At 71.7% G+C, this 16,905-nt stretch carries 18 protein-coding genes; 14 read left to right on the top strand and 4 right to left on the bottom strand.

The features are described from left to right. Nucleotides 1-362: 362 nt before the first annotated feature. The 3 genes from CW359_RS42220 (at nt 363) to CW359_RS42210 (ending at nt 3,689) form a co-directional block, all read left to right on the top strand. Nucleotides 363-1,217, top strand: a complete 855-nt coding sequence (locus CW359_RS42220) for a GNAT family N-acetyltransferase (protein ID WP_105975566.1) — start codon at nt 363-365, stop codon at nt 1,215-1,217. Nucleotides 1,218-1,335: 118 nt separating this feature from the next. After that, on the top strand, nt 1,336-1,911 hold the full coding sequence (locus CW359_RS42215; protein ID WP_105975565.1) for a GNAT family N-acetyltransferase: 576 nt from the start codon (nt 1,336-1,338) through the stop codon (nt 1,909-1,911). Nucleotides 1,912-1,982: 71 nt separating this feature from the next. Continuing rightward, nucleotides 1,983-3,689 (top strand): proline--tRNA ligase, encoded by a 1,707-nt coding sequence (locus tag CW359_RS42210; protein ID WP_105975564.1) that lies wholly within the window; start codon nt 1,983-1,985, stop codon nt 3,687-3,689. A gap of 97 nt (nt 3,690-3,786) precedes the next feature. On the opposite strand, the gene CW359_RS42205 is transcribed toward CW359_RS42210, so the two are convergent. Next, the gene (locus CW359_RS42205) at nt 3,787-4,179 is read right to left on the bottom strand and encodes a hypothetical protein (protein WP_232838838.1); all 393 of its coding nucleotides are present in this window, start codon (nt 4,177-4,179) and stop codon (nt 3,787-3,789) included. A 24-nt stretch (nt 4,180-4,203) separates the two neighbouring features. Between CW359_RS42205 and CW359_RS42200 the strand changes: the two genes are divergently transcribed. The 4 genes from CW359_RS42200 to CW359_RS42185 are packed head-to-tail and all read left to right on the top strand — an operon-like array spanning nt 4,204 to nt 7,190. Next, nucleotides 4,204-5,172 carry an FAD:protein FMN transferase gene (locus CW359_RS42200; protein ID WP_105975563.1) on the top strand — a complete coding sequence of 323 codons (969 nt, stop codon included), beginning with the start codon at nt 4,204-4,206 and terminating at the stop codon, nt 5,170-5,172. Then, on the top strand, nt 5,169-5,762 hold the full coding sequence (locus CW359_RS42195; protein WP_105975562.1) for a ferric reductase-like transmembrane domain-containing protein: 594 nt from the start codon (nt 5,169-5,171) through the stop codon (nt 5,760-5,762). The genes CW359_RS42200 and CW359_RS42195 overlap by 4 nt, the downstream gene beginning before the upstream one ends. Next, complete coding sequence (locus CW359_RS42190) at nt 5,759-6,979, top strand: NADH-ubiquinone oxidoreductase-F iron-sulfur binding region domain-containing protein (protein ID WP_105975561.1); 1,221 nt, start codon at nt 5,759-5,761, stop codon at nt 6,977-6,979. The genes CW359_RS42195 and CW359_RS42190 overlap by 4 nt, the downstream gene beginning before the upstream one ends. Nucleotide 6,980: 1 nt before the next feature. Then, a complete protein-coding gene (locus CW359_RS42185; RefSeq protein ID WP_105975560.1) occupies nt 6,981-7,190 on the top strand; it encodes a ferredoxin in 210 nt (69 codons plus the stop codon). Nucleotides 7,191-7,268: 78 nt separating this feature from the next. Here the strand turns inward: CW359_RS42185 and CW359_RS42180 are convergent, their stop codons facing one another. From CW359_RS42180 to CW359_RS42170, 3 genes are all read right to left on the bottom strand, one after another. Beyond that, entirely contained in the window at nt 7,269-8,183 is a 915-nt protein-coding gene (locus CW359_RS42180) for an aminoglycoside phosphotransferase family protein (protein ID WP_105975559.1), read from the bottom strand. A 61-nt stretch (nt 8,184-8,244) separates the two neighbouring features. Continuing rightward, nucleotides 8,245-8,742 carry a ferritin-like domain-containing protein gene (locus CW359_RS42175; RefSeq protein ID WP_105975558.1) on the bottom strand — a complete coding sequence of 166 codons (498 nt, stop codon included), beginning with the start codon at nt 8,740-8,742 and terminating at the stop codon, nt 8,245-8,247. After that, nucleotides 8,739-9,290: a hypothetical protein gene (locus CW359_RS42170; RefSeq protein WP_105975557.1), complete on the bottom strand. Its 552-nt coding sequence runs from the start codon at nt 9,288-9,290 to the stop codon at nt 8,739-8,741. The genes CW359_RS42175 and CW359_RS42170 overlap by 4 nt, the downstream gene beginning before the upstream one ends. 225 nt (nt 9,291-9,515) lie before the next feature. On the opposite strand from CW359_RS42170, the gene rimP reads away from it, so the two are divergent. The 7 genes from rimP to truB all read left to right on the top strand — a co-directional run bounded on the left by rimP (nt 9,516) and on the right by truB (nt 16,653). Then, nucleotides 9,516-10,022 (top strand): ribosome maturation factor RimP, encoded by a 507-nt coding sequence (rimP, locus tag CW359_RS42165; protein WP_105975556.1) that lies wholly within the window; start codon nt 9,516-9,518, stop codon nt 10,020-10,022. Nucleotides 10,023-10,024: 2 nt separating this feature from the next. Then, nucleotides 10,025-11,038 carry a transcription termination factor NusA gene (gene nusA, locus CW359_RS42160; RefSeq protein WP_105975555.1) on the top strand — a complete coding sequence of 338 codons (1,014 nt, stop codon included), beginning with the start codon at nt 10,025-10,027 and terminating at the stop codon, nt 11,036-11,038. Nucleotides 11,039-11,148: 110 nt separating this feature from the next. Beyond that, on the top strand, nt 11,149-11,427 hold the full coding sequence (locus tag CW359_RS42155) for a YlxR family protein (protein ID WP_105975554.1): 279 nt from the start codon (nt 11,149-11,151) through the stop codon (nt 11,425-11,427). 149 nt (nt 11,428-11,576) lie between these two features. Next, complete coding sequence (gene infB / locus CW359_RS42150; RefSeq protein WP_105975553.1) at nt 11,577-14,735, top strand: translation initiation factor IF-2; 3,159 nt, start codon at nt 11,577-11,579, stop codon at nt 14,733-14,735. A 209-nt stretch (nt 14,736-14,944) separates the two neighbouring features. Beyond that, nucleotides 14,945-15,238: a DUF503 domain-containing protein gene (locus tag CW359_RS42145; RefSeq protein ID WP_105975552.1), complete on the top strand. Its 294-nt coding sequence runs from the start codon at nt 14,945-14,947 to the stop codon at nt 15,236-15,238. 63 nt (nt 15,239-15,301) lie between these two features. After that, entirely contained in the window at nt 15,302-15,748 is a 447-nt protein-coding gene (rbfA, locus tag CW359_RS42140) for a 30S ribosome-binding factor RbfA (RefSeq protein ID WP_105975551.1), read from the top strand. After that, entirely contained in the window at nt 15,745-16,653 is a 909-nt protein-coding gene (truB, locus tag CW359_RS42135) for a tRNA pseudouridine(55) synthase TruB (RefSeq protein WP_105975550.1), read from the top strand. The genes rbfA and truB overlap by 4 nt, the downstream gene beginning before the upstream one ends. Nucleotides 16,654-16,905 lie beyond the last annotated feature (252 nt).

The following is a 16,905-nucleotide window of genomic DNA, read 5'->3' as shown; positions in this document are numbered from 1 at the left end:
CGGACGGGCTGGGGGTGTCGGGCCTGAGTGGGAAAGCACGCGCTTGGCCTTGAACGCCTGGCAGGCTGAGGTGCCCCGACCCGTGCTGAAGCGGCAGTAAGGGCGGGTGGGTGGGAAAGCAGGGCTGTGCTGGAGTGGCCTCGCTTCTCGCGCGCCGGGTGGGCCAGGACACCCAGCCTGTCCGGCGTTTGAGGACGAGGCCGTTCAGGCCGACAGCGGGGGTCTGGGGGCGGCAGCCCCCAGGAGCGGCGACATCAGCCAACGGTCACGGTCAAGACAACGGTGCACGAACACAGGGCGGCGCCGCTCAGCTTCCGCAGGTACAGTGCGGAGATCAGCAGACCGCATGGTGAGGCCCGCACGTGTTGACGCAGACCACCTCCCGGGTGCTCGAACCGGGCGACCTGGACGCCGCACTCGCTGTCCTCGGCCGCGAGCCGGTCGCGAACGCCTTCGTGACCTCCCGTGTCCAGATCGCGGGCCTCGACCCCTGGCGCCTCGGCGGCGAGATGTGGGGCTGGTACGAGGATGGCATGCTCACCAGCCTCTGCTACGCCGGCGCCAACCTCGTCCCGATCTGCGCCACCCCCCGCGCCGTACGCGCCTTCGCGGACCGCGCCCGACGAGCCGGCCGCCGCTGCTCCTCCATCGTCGGCCCCGCCGAGGCCACCACCCAGCTGTGGCGGCTGCTCGAACCGAGCTGGGGCCCCGCCCGCGAGGTCCGCCGCCACCAGCCCCTCATGGTCACCGACCGGCTCCCCGACCCCTCCGTCATCGCCCCGGACCCGTACGTCCGCCGCGTCCGCAAGGACGAGATGGAGACGATCATGCCCGCGTGCGTGGCGATGTTCACCGAGGAAGTCGGAATCTCGCCGCTCGCGGGCGACGGCGGCCTCCTCTACCAGGCCCGCGTCGCCGAACTGGTCGCCTCCGGCCGCTCCTTCGCCCGCCTCGACGAACACGGCAGGGTCGCCTTCAAGGCCGAGATCGGCGCCGCGACCACACAGGCCTGCCAGATCCAGGGCGTCTGGGTGGCCCCCGAATACCGGGGCCAGGGCCTCGCCGCCCCCGGCATGGCCGCCGTACTGCGCTACGCCCTCGCGGATGTCGCCCCCGTGGTCAGCCTCTACGTGAACGACTTCAACACCCCCGCCCGCAGGACGTATCTCAGGGTGGGCTTCCAGGAAGTCGGCGCGTTCATGAGCGTCCTGTTCTGAAGCGACCCACACAGACCGGACACAGACCGGACACAGGCCGGACAGTGACCGGACAGCGGCCGGACGGCGACACGACTCTTTCGAACAGCACCCTGCGCACCCCCTGTAGTCTCCCGACATGCCGCGCTTCCCCGGTCATGGCCGCCACCACTCCCGCCCCCACGACGTGGTCGTCGGCCCCCTCGACCTCGCCGCCCGGGTCGACGAGGCGCTCGCCGTCCAGGCCGTGGCGTTCGGACTCGGCGCCGACGAGGTCGCCGTACGCAGACAGATCGTGCTGCGGCACCTGACCTACCCCGGCGCCCGCGCACTCGGCGCGACCACCCCCGACGGACGGCTCGCCGGCTTCGTCTACGGCATGCCCAATGACCGTACGCACTGGTGGTCCACCGTTGTGGAGCCGTATCTGCGCAGACAGGGCCACGACGGCTGGCTCGACGACACCTTCGTCATCACCGAACTACACGTCCACCCCAGCTTCCAGAACATCGGCGTCGGCCGCGCCCTGATCACCGCCATCACCGACTCCGCCGCCGAACCCCGCTCGATCCTCTCCGCGATCGACACCGACAGCCCGGCCCGCGGCCTCTACCACTCCCTCGGCTACGAGGACCTGGCCCGCCAGGTCCTCTTCCCCAGCGCCCCGAAGCCGTACGCGGTGATGGGCGCCCCCCTGCCACTCCGCCGCCGTTAGCCGATTTCCACCGTCCCGCACCCCCCGGCTAACCTCCTGCCATCACCCTTACGCAGCAGGAGTCGAGAATCATGGCCCAGGCCCAGGTCCAGCGCATGTCCCGTTTGATGGTCAAGACACTGCGTGACGACCCGGCCGACGCCGAGGTGCTCAGCCACAAGCTGCTGGTCAGGGCCGGATACGTACGCCGTACCGCCGCCGGACTCTGGTCCTGGCTGCCGCTCGGCAAGAAGGTTCTCGCCAATGTGGAGCGGGTCGTCCGCGAGGAGATGGACGCCATCGGCGCCCAGGAGGTCACCCTCCCCGCGCTGCTGCCGAGGGAACCGTACGAGGCGACCGGCCGTTGGGAGGAGTACGGCCCCGAGCTGTTCCGGCTCAACGACCGCAAGGGCGGCGACTACCTCCTCGGCCCGACCCACGAGGAGATCTTCACCCTCCTGGTCAAGGACCAGTGCACGTCCTACAAGGACCTGCCCGTGATCCTCTACCAGATCCAGAACAAGTACCGCGACGAGGCCCGCCCGCGCGCCGGCATCCTGCGGGGCCGTGAGTTCCTGATGAAGGACTCGTACTCCTTCGACACGGAGGACGAGGGCCTGGCCCAGTCGTACGCCCTGCACCGCGAGGCGTACCAGAAGATCTTCGCGCGTCTCGGCCTCGACTACCGCATCTGCGCCGCCACCGCGGGCGCCATGGGCGGCTCCAAGTCCGAGGAGTTCCTCGCCCCGGCCGCCGCCGGCGAGGACACCTTCGCCGACTGCCCCAATTGCGACTACGCCGCCAACACCGAGGCGATCACGTACGCGCTCCAGCCGGTCGACGGCTCGGCCGTCCCCGCCCTCGAAGAGATCCCCACCCCCGACACCCCGACCATCGAGACCCTCGCCGCGTATCTTGAGGTCCCCGCCTCCGCCACCCTCAAGAACCTCCTGATCAAGGTGGACGGCGAGATCGTCGCGATCGGCGTCCCCGGCGACCGCGAGGTCGACCTGGGCAAGGTCGAGGCGCACTTCGCGCCGGCCGCCGTCGAACTCGTCACCGCCGAGGACTTCACCGGCCGGGACGACCTCGTACGCGGCTACGTCGGCCCGCAGGGCCTGGAGAAGGTCCGCTACCTCGCCGACCCGCGCATCGCCCCCGGCACCGCCTGGATCACCGGCGCCAACCAGCCGGGCGTGCACGCCAAGAACGTCGTCGTCGGCCGCGACTTCGAGGTCGACGAGTACGTCGACTCCGTGGTCGTCCAGGAGGGCGACCCCTGCCCCGCCTGCGGCACCGGCCTCAAGCTGGACCGTGCCATCGAGATCGGCCACATCTTCCAGCTCGGCCGCAAGTACGCCGACGCCCTCAGCCTCGACGTCCTCGGCCAGCAGGGCAAGCCGGTCCGCGTGACCATGGGCTCGTACGGCATCGGCGTCTCCCGCGCGGTCGCCGCCCTCGCCGAGCAGCACGCCGACGAGCAGGGCCTGTGCTGGCCCAAGGAGATCGCCCCGGCCGACGTCCACGTCGTCGCGGCGGGCAAGGCCCTCCAGATCGAACTGGCCCTCGACGTCTCCGACAAGCTGGCCGCCGCCGGTGCCCGCGTCCTGGTCGACGACCGCGCCGGTGTCTCCCCGGGCGTCAAGTTCACGGACGCCGAGCTGATCGGCGTACCGAAGATCCTGGTGGCGGGCCGCCGTTCGGCCGAGGGCGTCCTGGAACTGAAGGACCGTCGGACGGGTGAGCGCGAGGAACTGACGGTCGATGAGGCGATCGCCCGGCTGACCGGTACCGCCTGATTATTTAAATCCCGCTCTCAGAGAGTTCTCGGGAGGCGTATGGGCGCCTCACAGACTTCTCTCAGGTCGGTCCCCGAACGTAGGGCGTGACACAGAGTCACGTCCTACGGAGGGGAACGGCCATGACGAGCAGGGAGCGGGAGCGGAGAGCCGCGGCGGCGGTGCGCAGGGGAGTGCGGCGTACGGCGGCCGTGGCGGCGGCGGTCTCACTGGCCGCGGCGGCCGGGGTGTTCGCCCTCGTCGGCACGATGGAGTCGGACGCGACGACGACCGCGAGCAGCAGCTCGGACTCGACGTCCAGTTCGAGTACCAGCACCACCGACAGCAGTACGGACACCAGCACCGAGACCGGTACCGACAGCGGTACGGACACGTCCTCCTCGTCGACGGACTCGTCGGCCTCGGACAGCTCGTCCACCGATTCCTCCTCGTCCAGCGACCTCCAGTCCTCCTCGGACGACCTGACCTCCTCCGACTCCAGCGGCTCCACCGACGCCACCTCGGGGGCGTCGTGATGACGACCGCAGTCCGCCCCACGGCCGCCGCCGACTGGCGTGCCCTCGGTACCAGCGTCCGGCTCGTCACCACCGACCCGGCCCTGCTGGACACCTGCAACCTGCTCCTGGCCCGCCAGTTGGCCGAGGTCGACGCCACCTGCAGCCGGTTCCGCGCCGACTCCGAACTCGCCGCCCTGGACGGCAGCGAGGGCCGCCCGACCCGGGTCAGCCCGCTGCTCGCCGAGGCGCTGGCGGTGGCCCTGCGCGCCGCCGAGGCGACCGACGGAGCCGTCGACCCGACGGTCGGCTCGGCACTGGAAGCCCTCGGCTACGACCGCGACTTCACCCTCGTCCAGGAGGACGACCGCCCGGCCCGGCTCACCGTCCGGCGCGTCCCCGGCTGGCGCCGGATCCACCTGGACCGGGGGACCGGCACGGTGACCGTCCCGTCCGGCATCCACCTCGACCTGGGCGCCACCGCCAAGGCCTGGGCCGCCGACCGGGCAGCGCGCACGCTGGCCGAGGCCGCAGGCTGCGGAGTCCTGGTGAGCCTCGGCGGCGACACGGCGGTCGCCGGTGAGCCCCCGGCGGGCGGCTGGCGCATCCGCGTCCAGGACATCACCGGCGCGGTGGACGAGGCGCCCACGCAGGGCCCGTACGCCACGATCGGCCTGCACAGCGGCGGCCTCGCCACCTCCGGCACGGCCGCCCGCCACTGGCGCCGGGGCGAGCACACCCTCCACCACATCATCGACCCGGCCACGGGCCTCCCCGCCCGTACCCCCTGGCGCACGGTCTCGGTGGCGGCGGCCAACTGCGCCGACGCCAACGCGGCGAGCACGGCGGCCCTGGTGAAGGGCAGGGGCGCGGAACGCTGGCTGACCGGGCTCGGCCTCCCCGCCCGGCTGGTGACGACGGACGGCACGGTAGTGACCACCCCGGGCTGGCCCACCACGGCCCCCGTCCACCCGGAGGCGACCCCATGACCTCCGAGACCCTCTGGTACGCGAACCGCGCCACCGGCGCCGTATGCCTGATCCTCTTCACGGTCGTCGTCCTGCTCGGCATCGCGGTCCGTCTGCGGACGAAGATCCCCGGCCTGCCCAGATTCGGCACGGTCTCCCTCCACCGCACCCTCTCCCTCTCCGCCACCGTCTTCCTCGTGCTCCACATAGCCGCCGCCGTGATCGACGGCTATGTCGACATCACGCTCCTCGACGCGGTCGTCCCCTTCGTCTCCGACTACCAGCCCCTCTGGCTCGGCCTCGGCACGGTCGCCTTCGACCTGATGCTCGCGGTGCTGGTCACCAGCCTCCTGCGGGCCCGCCTCGGCCACCGCACCTGGCGTGCCGTGCACTGGCTCGCGTACGCCTCCTGGCCGATCGCGCTCGTCCACGGCATCGGCATCGGCACGGACACCGGCGCCGACTGGATGACCTGGCTGACCGTGTCCTGTGTCGCGGCCGTCCTGGCAGCCTTCGGCATCCGCACGGCCCACGCGGCACGAGCCGCCCGCCGGACCCCGACTGCCCTGCTCCGCACCCCGGAACGCCCGCTCGAAGGGGCCCGCTCATGACCACCACATACGCCGACGTCCTGATGCCGCCCCGCCTCCTCGCCCCCGGCGGCGCCCCGGCCGACTTCAGCACGCACGAGCAGCGGTACGGGCCGGTCTCGTACGGCGATCCGGCCCAACTCCTGGAAACGGTCGCCCAGTCGGGCCTCACCGGCCGAGGCGGAGCCGCCTTCGCCACCTACCGCAAACTCGTCTCCGTGGCCGACGCGGGCCGCCGCACGGGCCGAGCCCCGGTGGTCGTCGCCAACGGCGCCGAGGGAGAGCCCGCGAGCCGGAAGGACAAGACCCTCCTCCACCTCTCGCCCCATCTCGTCCTGGACGGACTCCAGTTGGCGGCCGAGGCGGTCGGCGCGGGGGAGGCCTACCTCGCGGTGGAGGCGGGCGGCAGCTACCTGGAGGCAGCCCTCGCCGAGCGCCGCCGCGACCCCCTGTCCGTCAAGGTGGTCCGCGTCCCCAGACGGTTCCTGTCCGGCCAGTCCTCCGCCCTCACCTCGTACGTCTCCGGCGGCCCCGCCCTCCCGCAGTACCAGCGTCCGCCCGTGCGAGAGCGCGGAGTTCACCGGGCCCCGACCCTCGTCCAGAACGTCGAGACCCTGGCCCACCTCGCACTGATCGCCCGCTACGGCGCCGACTGGTTCCGGGCGGCCGGCACCCCCTCGGAACCCGGCAGCGCGCTGTGCACCGTTCATGTGCCCGGGCGTGAAGTCCGCGTGGTCGAGGCCCCGTTCGGCATGCGGCTCGGCAGACTGCTGCCGCTGGGCCCCACGGGGGCGGTCCTGATCGGCGGCTACCACGGCACCTGGATCCCGGCCGCCGAGGCAGCCCAACTCCCGCTGACCACCGCCTACTTGGGCGCCGGCGTCCTCGCCTCGCTGCCCGCCGACCACTGCGGCCTCGCCGAAACGGCCCGCGTCCTGCGGTACTTGGCCCTGCAGTCGGCCGGCCAGTGCGGCCCCTGCCTCAACGGACTGCCCCGCATCGCCACCGCCTTCCAGACCCTGGCCACTCCGGGCCCGCAGGGCACGACCCGCACGGACATAGCCCGCTGGTCGGGCCTGGTGGAGGGCAGAGGCGCCTGCCACCACCCCGACGGCACGACCCGCCTGGTCCGCTCGGCCCTGACGACCTTCACCACCGAACTGGACGCCCACGCGGCAGGTTTCTGCACGGCGACAGTCCGGACACCCCTGCTGCCAGTCCCCGACGACCGGAGCTGACATGACTCAAGAGACGACAGCAATCGACATCGACTGGACGGCATGCCAGGCCCACGGCCTGTGCGCAGAACTACTTCCCGAGCACATTGCGTTGGACGAATGGGGCTACCCACTCGTGGACGGCACCCCGATCCCCACCCGCACAGTCAAACGAGCCCGCAGAGCAGCAGCCGACTGCCCCGTCCTAGCTCTCAAACTGACGACGAGATGACCCACCCAGGGGCGCGGGGAACTGCGCGACCAGCCACGATGCTCCCGCAGCCGAAATCGAACCGGAGAACCTCAAAGCTCAAAGCCACCCAGCAAACTCCAGCAACAACTCACCATCCCGAGCCCGCCCCACCCGCAAAGCCCGAACCCCCGACTCCACAGCCCGGAACAACGTCCACCCCCGCAACCGCTCCTGATCCACATCCAGCGACTCAGCCAACCGCTTCACCCGCCGCCGAGTAATAGCCGCCCCCGAAGACGAAGCGATCAGATCCTCCACCCGATCCCGAACCAACCGAGCCAGATCGAACGCACACTCCCCGACCACCGGATCAGGCCCCACCGCCAACCACGGCACCCGCTCCGCGGCCAACACCTTGCTCTGCCGAAACGTCCCATGCAGCAACCGCACCTCGGGCGGCGCGACCAACAACTCCTCACGAGCCGCCAGCGCCGCGGCGACCAGCGGCGCCACCCCCGCATCCGCCCCCGCACTCGCCGCCATCGCCTCGGCCTGCCGCCCGGTCCGCGAGGCCACCGTCTCGAACACCGCCTCCGAACCCGCGGGCGGCTCGACCCACAGCCGCCGCAAGGTCCCGGCCGCCTCCAGCAACGCCTTCGCCTCCGGCAACGACCGCACGGACACATCGGGATGCAGCCGCTCAAGCAACAGAGCACCGTCCCCGACGGACCCGGCGGACGGCTCAAGCAACTGCACCGCCCCCGCCCCACCCCAGTGCGCCAGCGCGACCCGCTCACTCTCCGGCCGGGCCCGGGGCGGCGCGAGCTTCAGGACGGCGGGCGTACCGTCCGCCCGCCGCACCAGCACCACCAGACTGCTGCGCCCACCCGGAACCTGCACCCGCTCCACGGTCAACACGCGTAGATCCACGGCCTGTTGAGCCGCCGCGGGCACCCGCGCGAGCCAGTCGTCACCGTCCGGTGCCGTCTCGCCGAGCGCCCTCACCAGTCGGGGCGGCGGTGCGAATGCCATGCGCGGGTCGGTTCCTTCCAGTACGCGGTACGCGGTGTGCCGTATGCCGTATGCCGTGCGGCTACGCGGTAGGTGTCGCCGACGGTGTGCCCGTCCGCTCGGCGAGCCCAGGGAAGGGTACGCTCCCGCCCCGCCACCGCACCGCCCGCACCGCGGCCTCCCGCAACCCCTCGGCGCCCGTCCCGCGCCGCTCGCCCTCGGCCGCCCGGACCAGGTCGGAGTACACCCCGGCGACCCGCTCCTCCAGCTCGGCGGCGAGCCGGACGGCGGCGTCCGAGTCGGTCACCGGGAACGGCAGGGCGTATCCGGCCGCCGCCGCCACCGGCGTACCCCCGAGGGCCCGCACGGCCCGCGCCAGCTCGTCGCGCCGGGCCCGATGGGCGTCGTACGCGGATCGCGCCTCGCTCCGGCGGGCCTCGCCGATCAGCCCGCCGACGACCCCGTACCCGTACACCGCCGCGTGCTCGGCGCTCAGGGCGGCCTGGAGAGCCGTCAGCTCACCGGTCTCCTGCTCGGACCGCTCCGCCTTGCCCGCCTTGCTCGTCTTCGCCCCGCTCACTTCGCGCCCTCCGTCAGCAGATACACATGCGCGGCCCCGGCAGCCGCCACCGAGGCCAGCAGCCGCGCCAGCTCACCCGGTACGTCGAGGAGTGCCTTCGTACGCCGGTCCACCAGGGCCCGCTCGGCGGCGGCGAGCCCGGCGAGCGTGTCCCGCTCGCTCGGCGGCGCCGTCGAGGCCGAGGCCGATGCCGGGGCCGACGGTGCAGGCGACGCGGAGGTGGGAGTGGGCGTCGGCGTCGGCTCTGCGCCCCCGAACGCCTCCGCGTGCCGTACCGCCTCCGCCCGAAGCTCCGCCAGCCGCTCCGCCAGCACCGGGAACGACGCGATCGCCGCGTCGTACTGCTGTACGAGCCCGATGCTGTCGCGGGCCGCACGCGCGCGTGTGCGTTCGGCGACCGACGGGCTGCCGGCGCTCGTGGCCGTGGTGTCGGGCTCGGTGGTGCAGCCCACGAGCAGGGCGGCGCCCGCGGCCGAGGCGAGCAGGGTCCTTCTGCGCGGACCCGGAGAGGCTCCCAGCGGGGTGCGCGACGGTGGGGGGAACGGCACGGCAGACGTCCTCGGAGGGCTCGTACGAACGGGAGACCGCGGAATGCGACGGAAGGGCAGCACGCCCGTGATCACCGTACCCGCGCCCCGGCCCACCGCCCCACACCGGCGCAGCCCGGCGACCGACGGCGTTCCGGTGGACGGCAACACCCCCTGGGACCGGATACCCTTTGACCTGACACGCGACCTACCCACAACAGCACACGCGGCCGAGGAGTCACCCGGATGAGCACCACCCAGAGCGAGAGGCTTCGAGAGCTCCTGGAGCCGCTCGTCAGCTCGCAGGGTCTCGATCTCGAAGAGATCGCAGTGGAGTCCGTCGGGCGCAAGAGAGTGCTGCGGGTCGTCGTCGATTCCGACGACGGAGCCGATCTGGACGCCATCGCCGATGTGAGCCGCGCGCTCTCGGCGAAGCTCGACGAGACGGACGCGATGGGCGTGGGGGAGTACACCCTGGAGGTCGGCACCCCCGGCGCCGAGCGCGAACTCACCGAGCACCGGCACTACGTACGCGCCGTCGAGCGGCTGGTGAGGTTCCAGCTCACCGAGGGCGGCGGCGAGGTGGTCGCCCGGATCCTGACCGTGGACGACGAGGGCCTTGACCTCGAAGTGCCGGGCGTGAAGGGCCGCAAGGCCACCGCCCGCCGCCTCGCCTTCGGCGACATCGACAAGGCCCGCGTCCAGGTCGAGTTCAACCGCAAGGACAAGAACGAGAAGGAAGAGGAGGCGTAGCCGTGGACATCGACATGAGTGCCCTGCGGGGCTTGGTGCGGGAGAAGGAGATCTCCTTCGACCTGCTGGTCGGCGCGATCGAGTCGGCCCTCCTCATCGCCTACCACCGCACCGAGGGAAGCCGCCGCCACGCGCGCGTGAAGCTCGACCGGGAGACCGGTCATGTGACCGTGTGGGCGAAGGAGGACCCCCAGGAGCTGGAGGAGGGGCAGGAGGCACGCGAGTTCGACGACACCCCGTCGGACTTCGGCCGGATCGCCGCCACCACCGCCAAGCAGGTCATCCTGCAGCGCCTGCGGGACGCCGAGGACGACGCGACCCTCGGCGAGTACGCGGGCCGCGAGGGCGACATCGTCACCGGTGTCGTCCAGCAGGGCCGCGACCCGAAGAACGTGCTGGTGGACATCGGCAAGCTGGAGGCCATCCTGCCGGTGCAGGAGCAGGTCCCCGGCGAGACCTACACGCACGGGCTGCGGCTGCGCTCGTACGTCGTACGAGTGGCGAAGGGCGTGCGCGGTCCGTCCGTCACCCTCTCGCGCACGCACCCCAACCTGGTGAAGAAGCTCTTCGCGCTGGAGGTGCCCGAGATCGCCGACGGTTCCGTCGAGATCGCGGCCATCGCGCGTGAGGCGGGTCACCGCACGAAGATCGCCGTCCGGTCGACGCGCAGCGGGCTGAACGCCAAGGGGGCCTGCATCGGCCCCATGGGCGGCCGGGTGCGCAATGTCATGGCCGAGTTGAACGGTGAGAAGATCGACATCGTCGACTGGTCCGACGACCCGGCCGACATGGTGGCGAACGCGCTCTCCCCGGCCCGGGTCAACAAGGTCGAGGTCGTCGACCTGGCGGCCCGCTCCGCGCGCGTGATCGTCCCCGACTACCAGCTGTCGCTGGCGATCGGCAAGGAGGGCCAGAACGCCCGCCTCGCCGCCCGTCTCACCGGCTGGCGCATCGACATCCGCCCGGACACCGAGCAGCCGTCCGAGCGCCCCGCCGAGCAGCAGCGGGACCGGTGAGGGAATAGATCCAGGCCGCAGGTGGCTGAGATCACGACAGTTCCTTGCGCGGCAACTGTTCGATCCTCATCTCGAAGGAGTGAGGTCCGTACGGGGAGGTAGACTTAGGAGTGTCTGGCCGGACGCGTGCCCGCGCATGCCCTGAACGCACCTGTGTGGGGTGTCGGGAGCGAGCGGCCAAGAAGGAACTGCTGCGCATCGTGGCGGTCGAGGGTGAATGCGCCCCCGATGATCGCGGTACGCTGCCCGGCCGGGGTGCGTATGTGCACCCCGCCCTGGTCTGTCTCGACCTGGCGGTACGTCGCCGGGCGTTCGTCAGGGCACTGCGTGCCCCGGGAGCGCTCGACACGGCGGCGTTGCGCCGGTACGTCGAGCAGGCAACACCGTAAGACGCGTCGCACGGAACCCCCGTGCGGCCCTGGTACCCCCCGCGAGTTGGAAGTAGGTCGAGATTGCGATGAGCACTCGATGAGCACGCGATGAGTACGCCCATGAAGTAGCGACGGTCCGGCCGCAACCCGGACCTAAAAGGAGCGAAGTGGCTAAGGTCCGGGTATACGAACTCGCCAAGGAGTTCGGGGTTGAGAGCAAGGCCGTCATGGCCAAGCTCCAGGAACTCGGTGAATTCGTCCGATCGGCATCCTCGACGATCGAGGCGCCCGTTGTACGCAAGTTGACAGACGCCTTCCAGGGCGGGAGCAGCGCCAAGCCCGGCGCCCCCCGCAAGGCGGCTCCCAAGCCCGGCGCGCCCTCCCCGGCGCAGTCGGCCCGTCCGGCTGCCCCGAGGCCGCCGGCTCCCAAGCCCGCCGTGGCCGAGCGCCCCGCGGCGCCCGCCGCGCCGAGCGCGCCGGTCACCCCGGTGACGCCGGCCCCGCAGGGTTCACGTCCGACGCCGGGCCCCAAGCCCGCGCCGAAGCCGGCCCCCGCGGCGCCCACCACGCCGGAGTTCACGGCTCCGCCGTCGGCGCCGGTCACTCCGGCCGCCGCGCAGGCGCCGCGTCCCAGCACCGGCGCCCGTCCCGGCGCCCCGCGTCCCGCCGGCGCCCGTCCCTCGGGTCCCGGTCAGGACCGTGGCCAGGGTGGTCAGGACCGCGGCCAGAGCCGTGGCGAGCGTCCGGGCGCCCCGCGTCCGGGTGGCCAGGGCGCTCCGCGTCCCGGCGGCGCCCGTCCGTCCGGTCCGCGTCCGGGCAACAACCCCTTCACGTCCGGTGGTTCCACCGGCATGGCGCGTCCCCAGGCGCCCCGTCCGCAGGGCGCCCCGCGTCCCGGCGGCCAGGGTGGCCCCGGTGGCGCCCCCGGTTCCGGTGCTCCGCGTCCCCAGGGTGCGGGCGGCGGTCAGGGTGCTCCCCGTCCGCAGGGTGCGGGTGGCGGTCGTCCGAGCCCGGGCGGCATGCCCCGTCCGCAGGGTGGTCCCGGTGGCGCTCCGCGTCCCGGCGGCGGCCCCGGCGGTAACCGTCCCAACCCCGGCATGATGCCGCAGCGTCCCGCTGCGGGTACCCCGCGTCCCGGCGGTGGCCCCGGTGGCCGCGGTCCGGGTGCCGGTGGCGGTCGTCCGGGTGGTCCCGGCGGTGGCGGCGGCGGTCGTCCCGGAGGCGGCGGCGGCTTCGCCGGTCGTCCCGGTGGCGGCGGTGGCGGCTTCGCCGGTCGTCCGGCCGGTCCCGGCGGTGGCGGCGGCGGCGGTTTCGCCGGTCGTCCCGGTGGTCCCGGTGGCGGTGGCGGCGGTCGTCCCGGCTTCGGTGGCCGTCCCGGTGGTCCGGGTGGCCGTGGTGGCACGCAGGGCGCCTTCGGCCGTCCCGGTGGTCCCGCGCGTCGTGGCCGCAAGTCGAAGCGGCAGAGGCGCCAGGAGTACGAGGCCATGCAGGCCCCGTCGGTCGGCGGCGTGATGCTGCCGCGCGGCAACGGACAGTCCGTCCGCCTGTCGCGTGGTGCGTCCCTCACCGACTTCGCCGAGAAGATCGGCGCCAACCCGGCGTCGCTCGTCGGCGTGATGATGAACCTCGGCGAGATGGTCACTGCCACGCAGTCCGTCTCCGACGAGACGCTGAAGCTCCTCGCGGACGAGATGAACTTCGTCCTGGAGATCGTCAGCCCCGAGGAGGAGGACCGCGAGCTGCTCGAGTCCTTCGACATCGAGTTCGGCGAGGACGAGGGCGACGAGGACGACCTCGTGGTCCGTCCGCCGGTCGTGACCGTCATGGGTCACGTCGACCACGGCAAGACCCGCCTCCTCGACACCATCCGCAAGACGAACGTCGTCGCGGGCGAGGCCGGCGGTATCACGCAGCACATCGGTGCGTACCAGGTCGCGACCGAGGTCAACGGCGAAGAGCGTCGCATCACCTTCATCGACACCCCGGGTCACGAGGCGTTCACCGCCATGCGTGCCCGTGGTGCCAAGTCGACCGACATCGCGATCCTCGTGGTGGCGGCCAACGACGGTGTGATGCCCCAGACGATCGAGGCGCTGAACCACGCCAAGGCGGCCGACGTGCCGATCGTGGTCGCGGTCAACAAGATCGACGTCGAGGGCGCGGACCCGACCAAGGTCCGCGGTCAGCTGACCGAGTTCGGTCTGGTGGCCGAGGAGTACGGCGGCGACACGATGTTCGTCGACATCTCCGCCAAGCAGGGCCTCAACATCGAGGCCCTCCTGGAGGCCGTGGTCCTCACCGCGGACGCCTCGCTCGACCTGCGGGCCAACCCGGAGCAGGACGCGCAGGGCATCGCGATCGAGTCCCACCTCGACCGTGGCCGAGGTGCCGTCTCGACGGTCCTGGTCCAGCGCGGCACGCTGCGCATCGGCGACACCATGGTGGTCGGCGACGCGTACGGCCGAGTCCGGGCGATGCTCGACGACAACGGCAACAACGTCGAGGAAGCGGGTCCGTCGACCCCCGTCCTGGTCCTGGGTCTCACCAACGTCCCCGGCGCCGGCGACAACTTCCTCGTCGTCGACGAGGACCGTACGGCCCGTCAGATCGCCGAGAAGCGGGCGGCGCGCGAGCGCAACGCCAACTTCGCCCGGCGTGGCGTCCGGTTCTCCCTGGAGAACCTGGACGAGGCGCTCAAGGCCGGTCTGGTGCAGGAACTCAACCTCATCATCAAGGGCGACGCGTCCGGTTCGGTGGAGGCTCTCGAGTCCTCGCTGCTCCAGCTCGACGTCGGCGAAGAGGTCGACATCCGCGTCCTGCACCGCGGCGTGGGTGCGGTCACCGAGTCGGACATCGACCTGGCGACCGGCTCCGACGCGATCGTCATCGGCTTCAACGTCCGCGCTGCGGGCCGCGCGGCGCAGATGGCGGAGCGCGAGGGCGTCGACGTCCGGTACTACTCGGTGATCTACCAGGCCATCGAGGAGATCGAGGCGGCCCTCAAGGGCATGCTCAAGCCGGAGTACGAAGAGGTCGAGCTGGGTACGGCGGAGATCCGCGAGGTCTTCCGCTCGTCCAAGCTGGGCAACATCGCCGGTGTGCTGGTCCGCTCCGGCGAGGTCAAGCGCAACACCAAGGCGCGGTTGCTGCGCGATGGCAAGGTCATCGCGGAGAGCCTCACCATCTCCGGTCTGCGTCGCTTCAAGGACGACGTCACCGAGATCCGCGAAGGGTTCGAGGGCGGTATCAACCTCGGCAACTTCAACGACATCAAGGTCGACGACGTCATCGCGACGTACGAGATGCGGGAGAAGCCGCGCGGCTAAGCGGTAGGTAGTGCGTGCAGTCGGCCGGCGGGGACCTGTCCCCGCCGGCTGGCGTTTCCAGCCCCTTGGGACGGGAACGGGCAGGGGCGGCGGGGGCGAGAACAATCCCGTCGAGCCACCGGCCCGTACGCTGTACCGTTCTTGATGTCCCCGTCCACACCGTCGGCGGGGCCGTCGATCCCGCACCGGCGGGTCATCCGGATACACACATGTACGTGGGGACTCTGTCCTTCGACCTCCTGCTCGGCGACGTACGCTCGCTGAAGGAGAAGCGCTCCGTCGTCCGCCCGATCGTCGCCGAACTCCAGCGCAAGTTCGCGGTCAGCGCGGCCGAGGTCGAACACCTGGACCTGCACCGCAGAGCAGGCATCGGCCTGGCGGTGGTGGCCGGGGACACCGGCCACATCACCGACGTACTGGACCGGTGCGAACGACTCGTCGCCGGTCACCCCGAGGTGGAGCTGCTGTCCGTACGACGACGCCTGCACGGCGACGACGACTAGCTCAACAATCGAACGACCTGCAAGAACGCAGAACGTGGAACAGAAAGAACGGGAGACGGACCAGTGGCCGACAACGCGCGGGCGAAGAGGTTGGCTGACCTCATCCGAGAGGTGGTGGCCCAGAAGCTCCAGCGCGGGATCAAGGACCCGCGCCTCGGCACCCACGTCACCATCACGGACACCCGGGTCACCGGGGACCTCCGGGAGGCGACCGTCTTCTACACGGTGTACGGGGGCGAGGAGGAGCGGGCGGCAGCCGCCGCCGGACTGGAGAGCGCCAAGGGCGTCCTGCGCTCCGCCGTGGGCCAGGCCGCGGGCGTGAAGTTCACGCCGTCCCTGACCTTCGTCGCGGACGCGCTCCCCGACACCTCCAAGAAGATCGAGGACCTCCTCGACAAGGCCCGCGCCTCCGACGCACAGGTGCGCCAGGCGTCCGCGGGCGCCGCGTTCGCCGGTGACGCGGACCCGTACAAGAAGCCGGACGACGACGAGGACGACACCGCCGAATGACGCAGCAGAACACCAGGACGCCCGACGGGCTTGTCATCGTCGACAAGCCGTCGGGCTTCACCTCGCACGACGTGGTCGCCAAGATGCGCGGGATCGCCAGGACCCGCCGTGTCGGACACGCCGGCACCCTCGACCCCATGGCCACGGGCGTGCTCGTCCTCGGGGTCGAGCGCGCGACCAAGCTCCTCGGCCACCTCGCGCTGACCGAGAAGGAGTATCTGGGCACCGTCCGCCTCGGCCAGAACACGCTCACCGACGACGCCGAGGGGGACCTCACCTCCGCCGCCGACGCCTCCGGGATCACCCGCGAGGCCATCGACGCCGGCGTCGCCAAGCTGACCGGCCGCATCATGCAGGTGCCGTCCAAGGTCAGCGCCATCAAGATCAACGGCGTGCGCTCCTACAAACGGGCCCGTGAGGGCGAGGAGTTCGAGATCCCGGCCCGCCCGGTCACCGTCTCCTCCTTCGCGGTGTACGACGTCCGCGACGCCGTCGCCGCCGACGGCACCCCCGTACTCGACCTGGTCGTGTCGGTGGTGTGCTCCTCCGGTACGTACATCCGCGCGCTCGCCCGGGACCTGGGCGCCGACCTCGGCGTCGGCGGCCACCTCACCGCGCTGCGCCGGACGCGCGTAGGCCCGTACAAGCTGGACGCGGCCCGGACGCTCGACCAGTTGCAGCAGGAGCTGACGGTCATGCCGGTCGCCGAGGCCGCCACCGCCGCCTTCCCGCGCTGGAACGTCGACGAGAGGCGGGCGAAGCTGCTCACGAACGGCGTACGGCTGGAGATGCCCGAGGAGTACACGGGCGCCGGCGCGGTGGCCGTCTTCGACCCCGCCGGGCGGTTCCTCGCCCTGGTGGAGGAGGAGAAGGGCAAGGCGAAGAGCCTCGCGGTCTTCGTCTGACGGTCCGCGCCGTGGAGCGGCGATCACGGGGACACGTTCCCGCCGCTCCACGGTTCCCCCTCGGTTCCCCCACCCAAGGGTGTATCCATCCCTCGCGGTTCATTCACCCGTCCGGGCAGGCGCTCGGAGTGAACCGAGGGGGCGGAAGGGGGCGCGTTCGCCGCACGCTCTGTCGTGCTGATCACCGGATGCCTACCGTCGAAAGCAGACGCGTGCGTACGCAGGCACGCGTGAACGGCGGGGAGGACGACG

The sequence above is a fragment of the Streptomyces geranii genome, from assembly GCF_002954775.1.
Taxonomy (GTDB): domain Bacteria; phylum Actinomycetota; class Actinomycetes; order Streptomycetales; family Streptomycetaceae; genus Streptomyces; species Streptomyces geranii.
Note: the sequence above shows the minus strand (reverse complement) of the source record. Positions and strands in the feature narration are given on the sequence as shown.

Coding starts and splice junctions, on each gene's coding strand:
- CW359_RS42215 (WP_105975565.1), top strand. CDS start 1,336: ATGCCGCGCTTCCCCGGTCATGGCCGCCACCACTCCCGCCCCCACGAC.
- CW359_RS42210 (WP_105975564.1), top strand. CDS start 1,983: ATGGCCCAGGCCCAGGTCCAGCGCATGTCCCGTTTGATGGTCAAGACA.
- CW359_RS42200 (WP_105975563.1), top strand. CDS start 4,204: ATGACGACCGCAGTCCGCCCCACGGCCGCCGCCGACTGGCGTGCCCTC.
- CW359_RS42195 (WP_105975562.1), top strand. CDS start 5,169: ATGACCTCCGAGACCCTCTGGTACGCGAACCGCGCCACCGGCGCCGTA.
- CW359_RS42190 (WP_105975561.1), top strand. CDS start 5,759: ATGACCACCACATACGCCGACGTCCTGATGCCGCCCCGCCTCCTCGCC.
- CW359_RS42185 (WP_105975560.1), top strand. CDS start 6,981: ATGACTCAAGAGACGACAGCAATCGACATCGACTGGACGGCATGCCAG.
- CW359_RS42180 (WP_105975559.1), bottom strand. CDS start 8,183: ATGGCATTCGCACCGCCGCCCCGACTGGTGAGGGCGCTCGGCGAGACG.
- rimP (WP_105975556.1), top strand. CDS start 9,516: ATGAGCACCACCCAGAGCGAGAGGCTTCGAGAGCTCCTGGAGCCGCTC.
- CW359_RS42145 (WP_105975552.1), top strand. CDS start 14,945: ATGTACGTGGGGACTCTGTCCTTCGACCTCCTGCTCGGCGACGTACGC.
- truB (WP_105975550.1), top strand. CDS start 15,745: ATGACGCAGCAGAACACCAGGACGCCCGACGGGCTTGTCATCGTCGAC.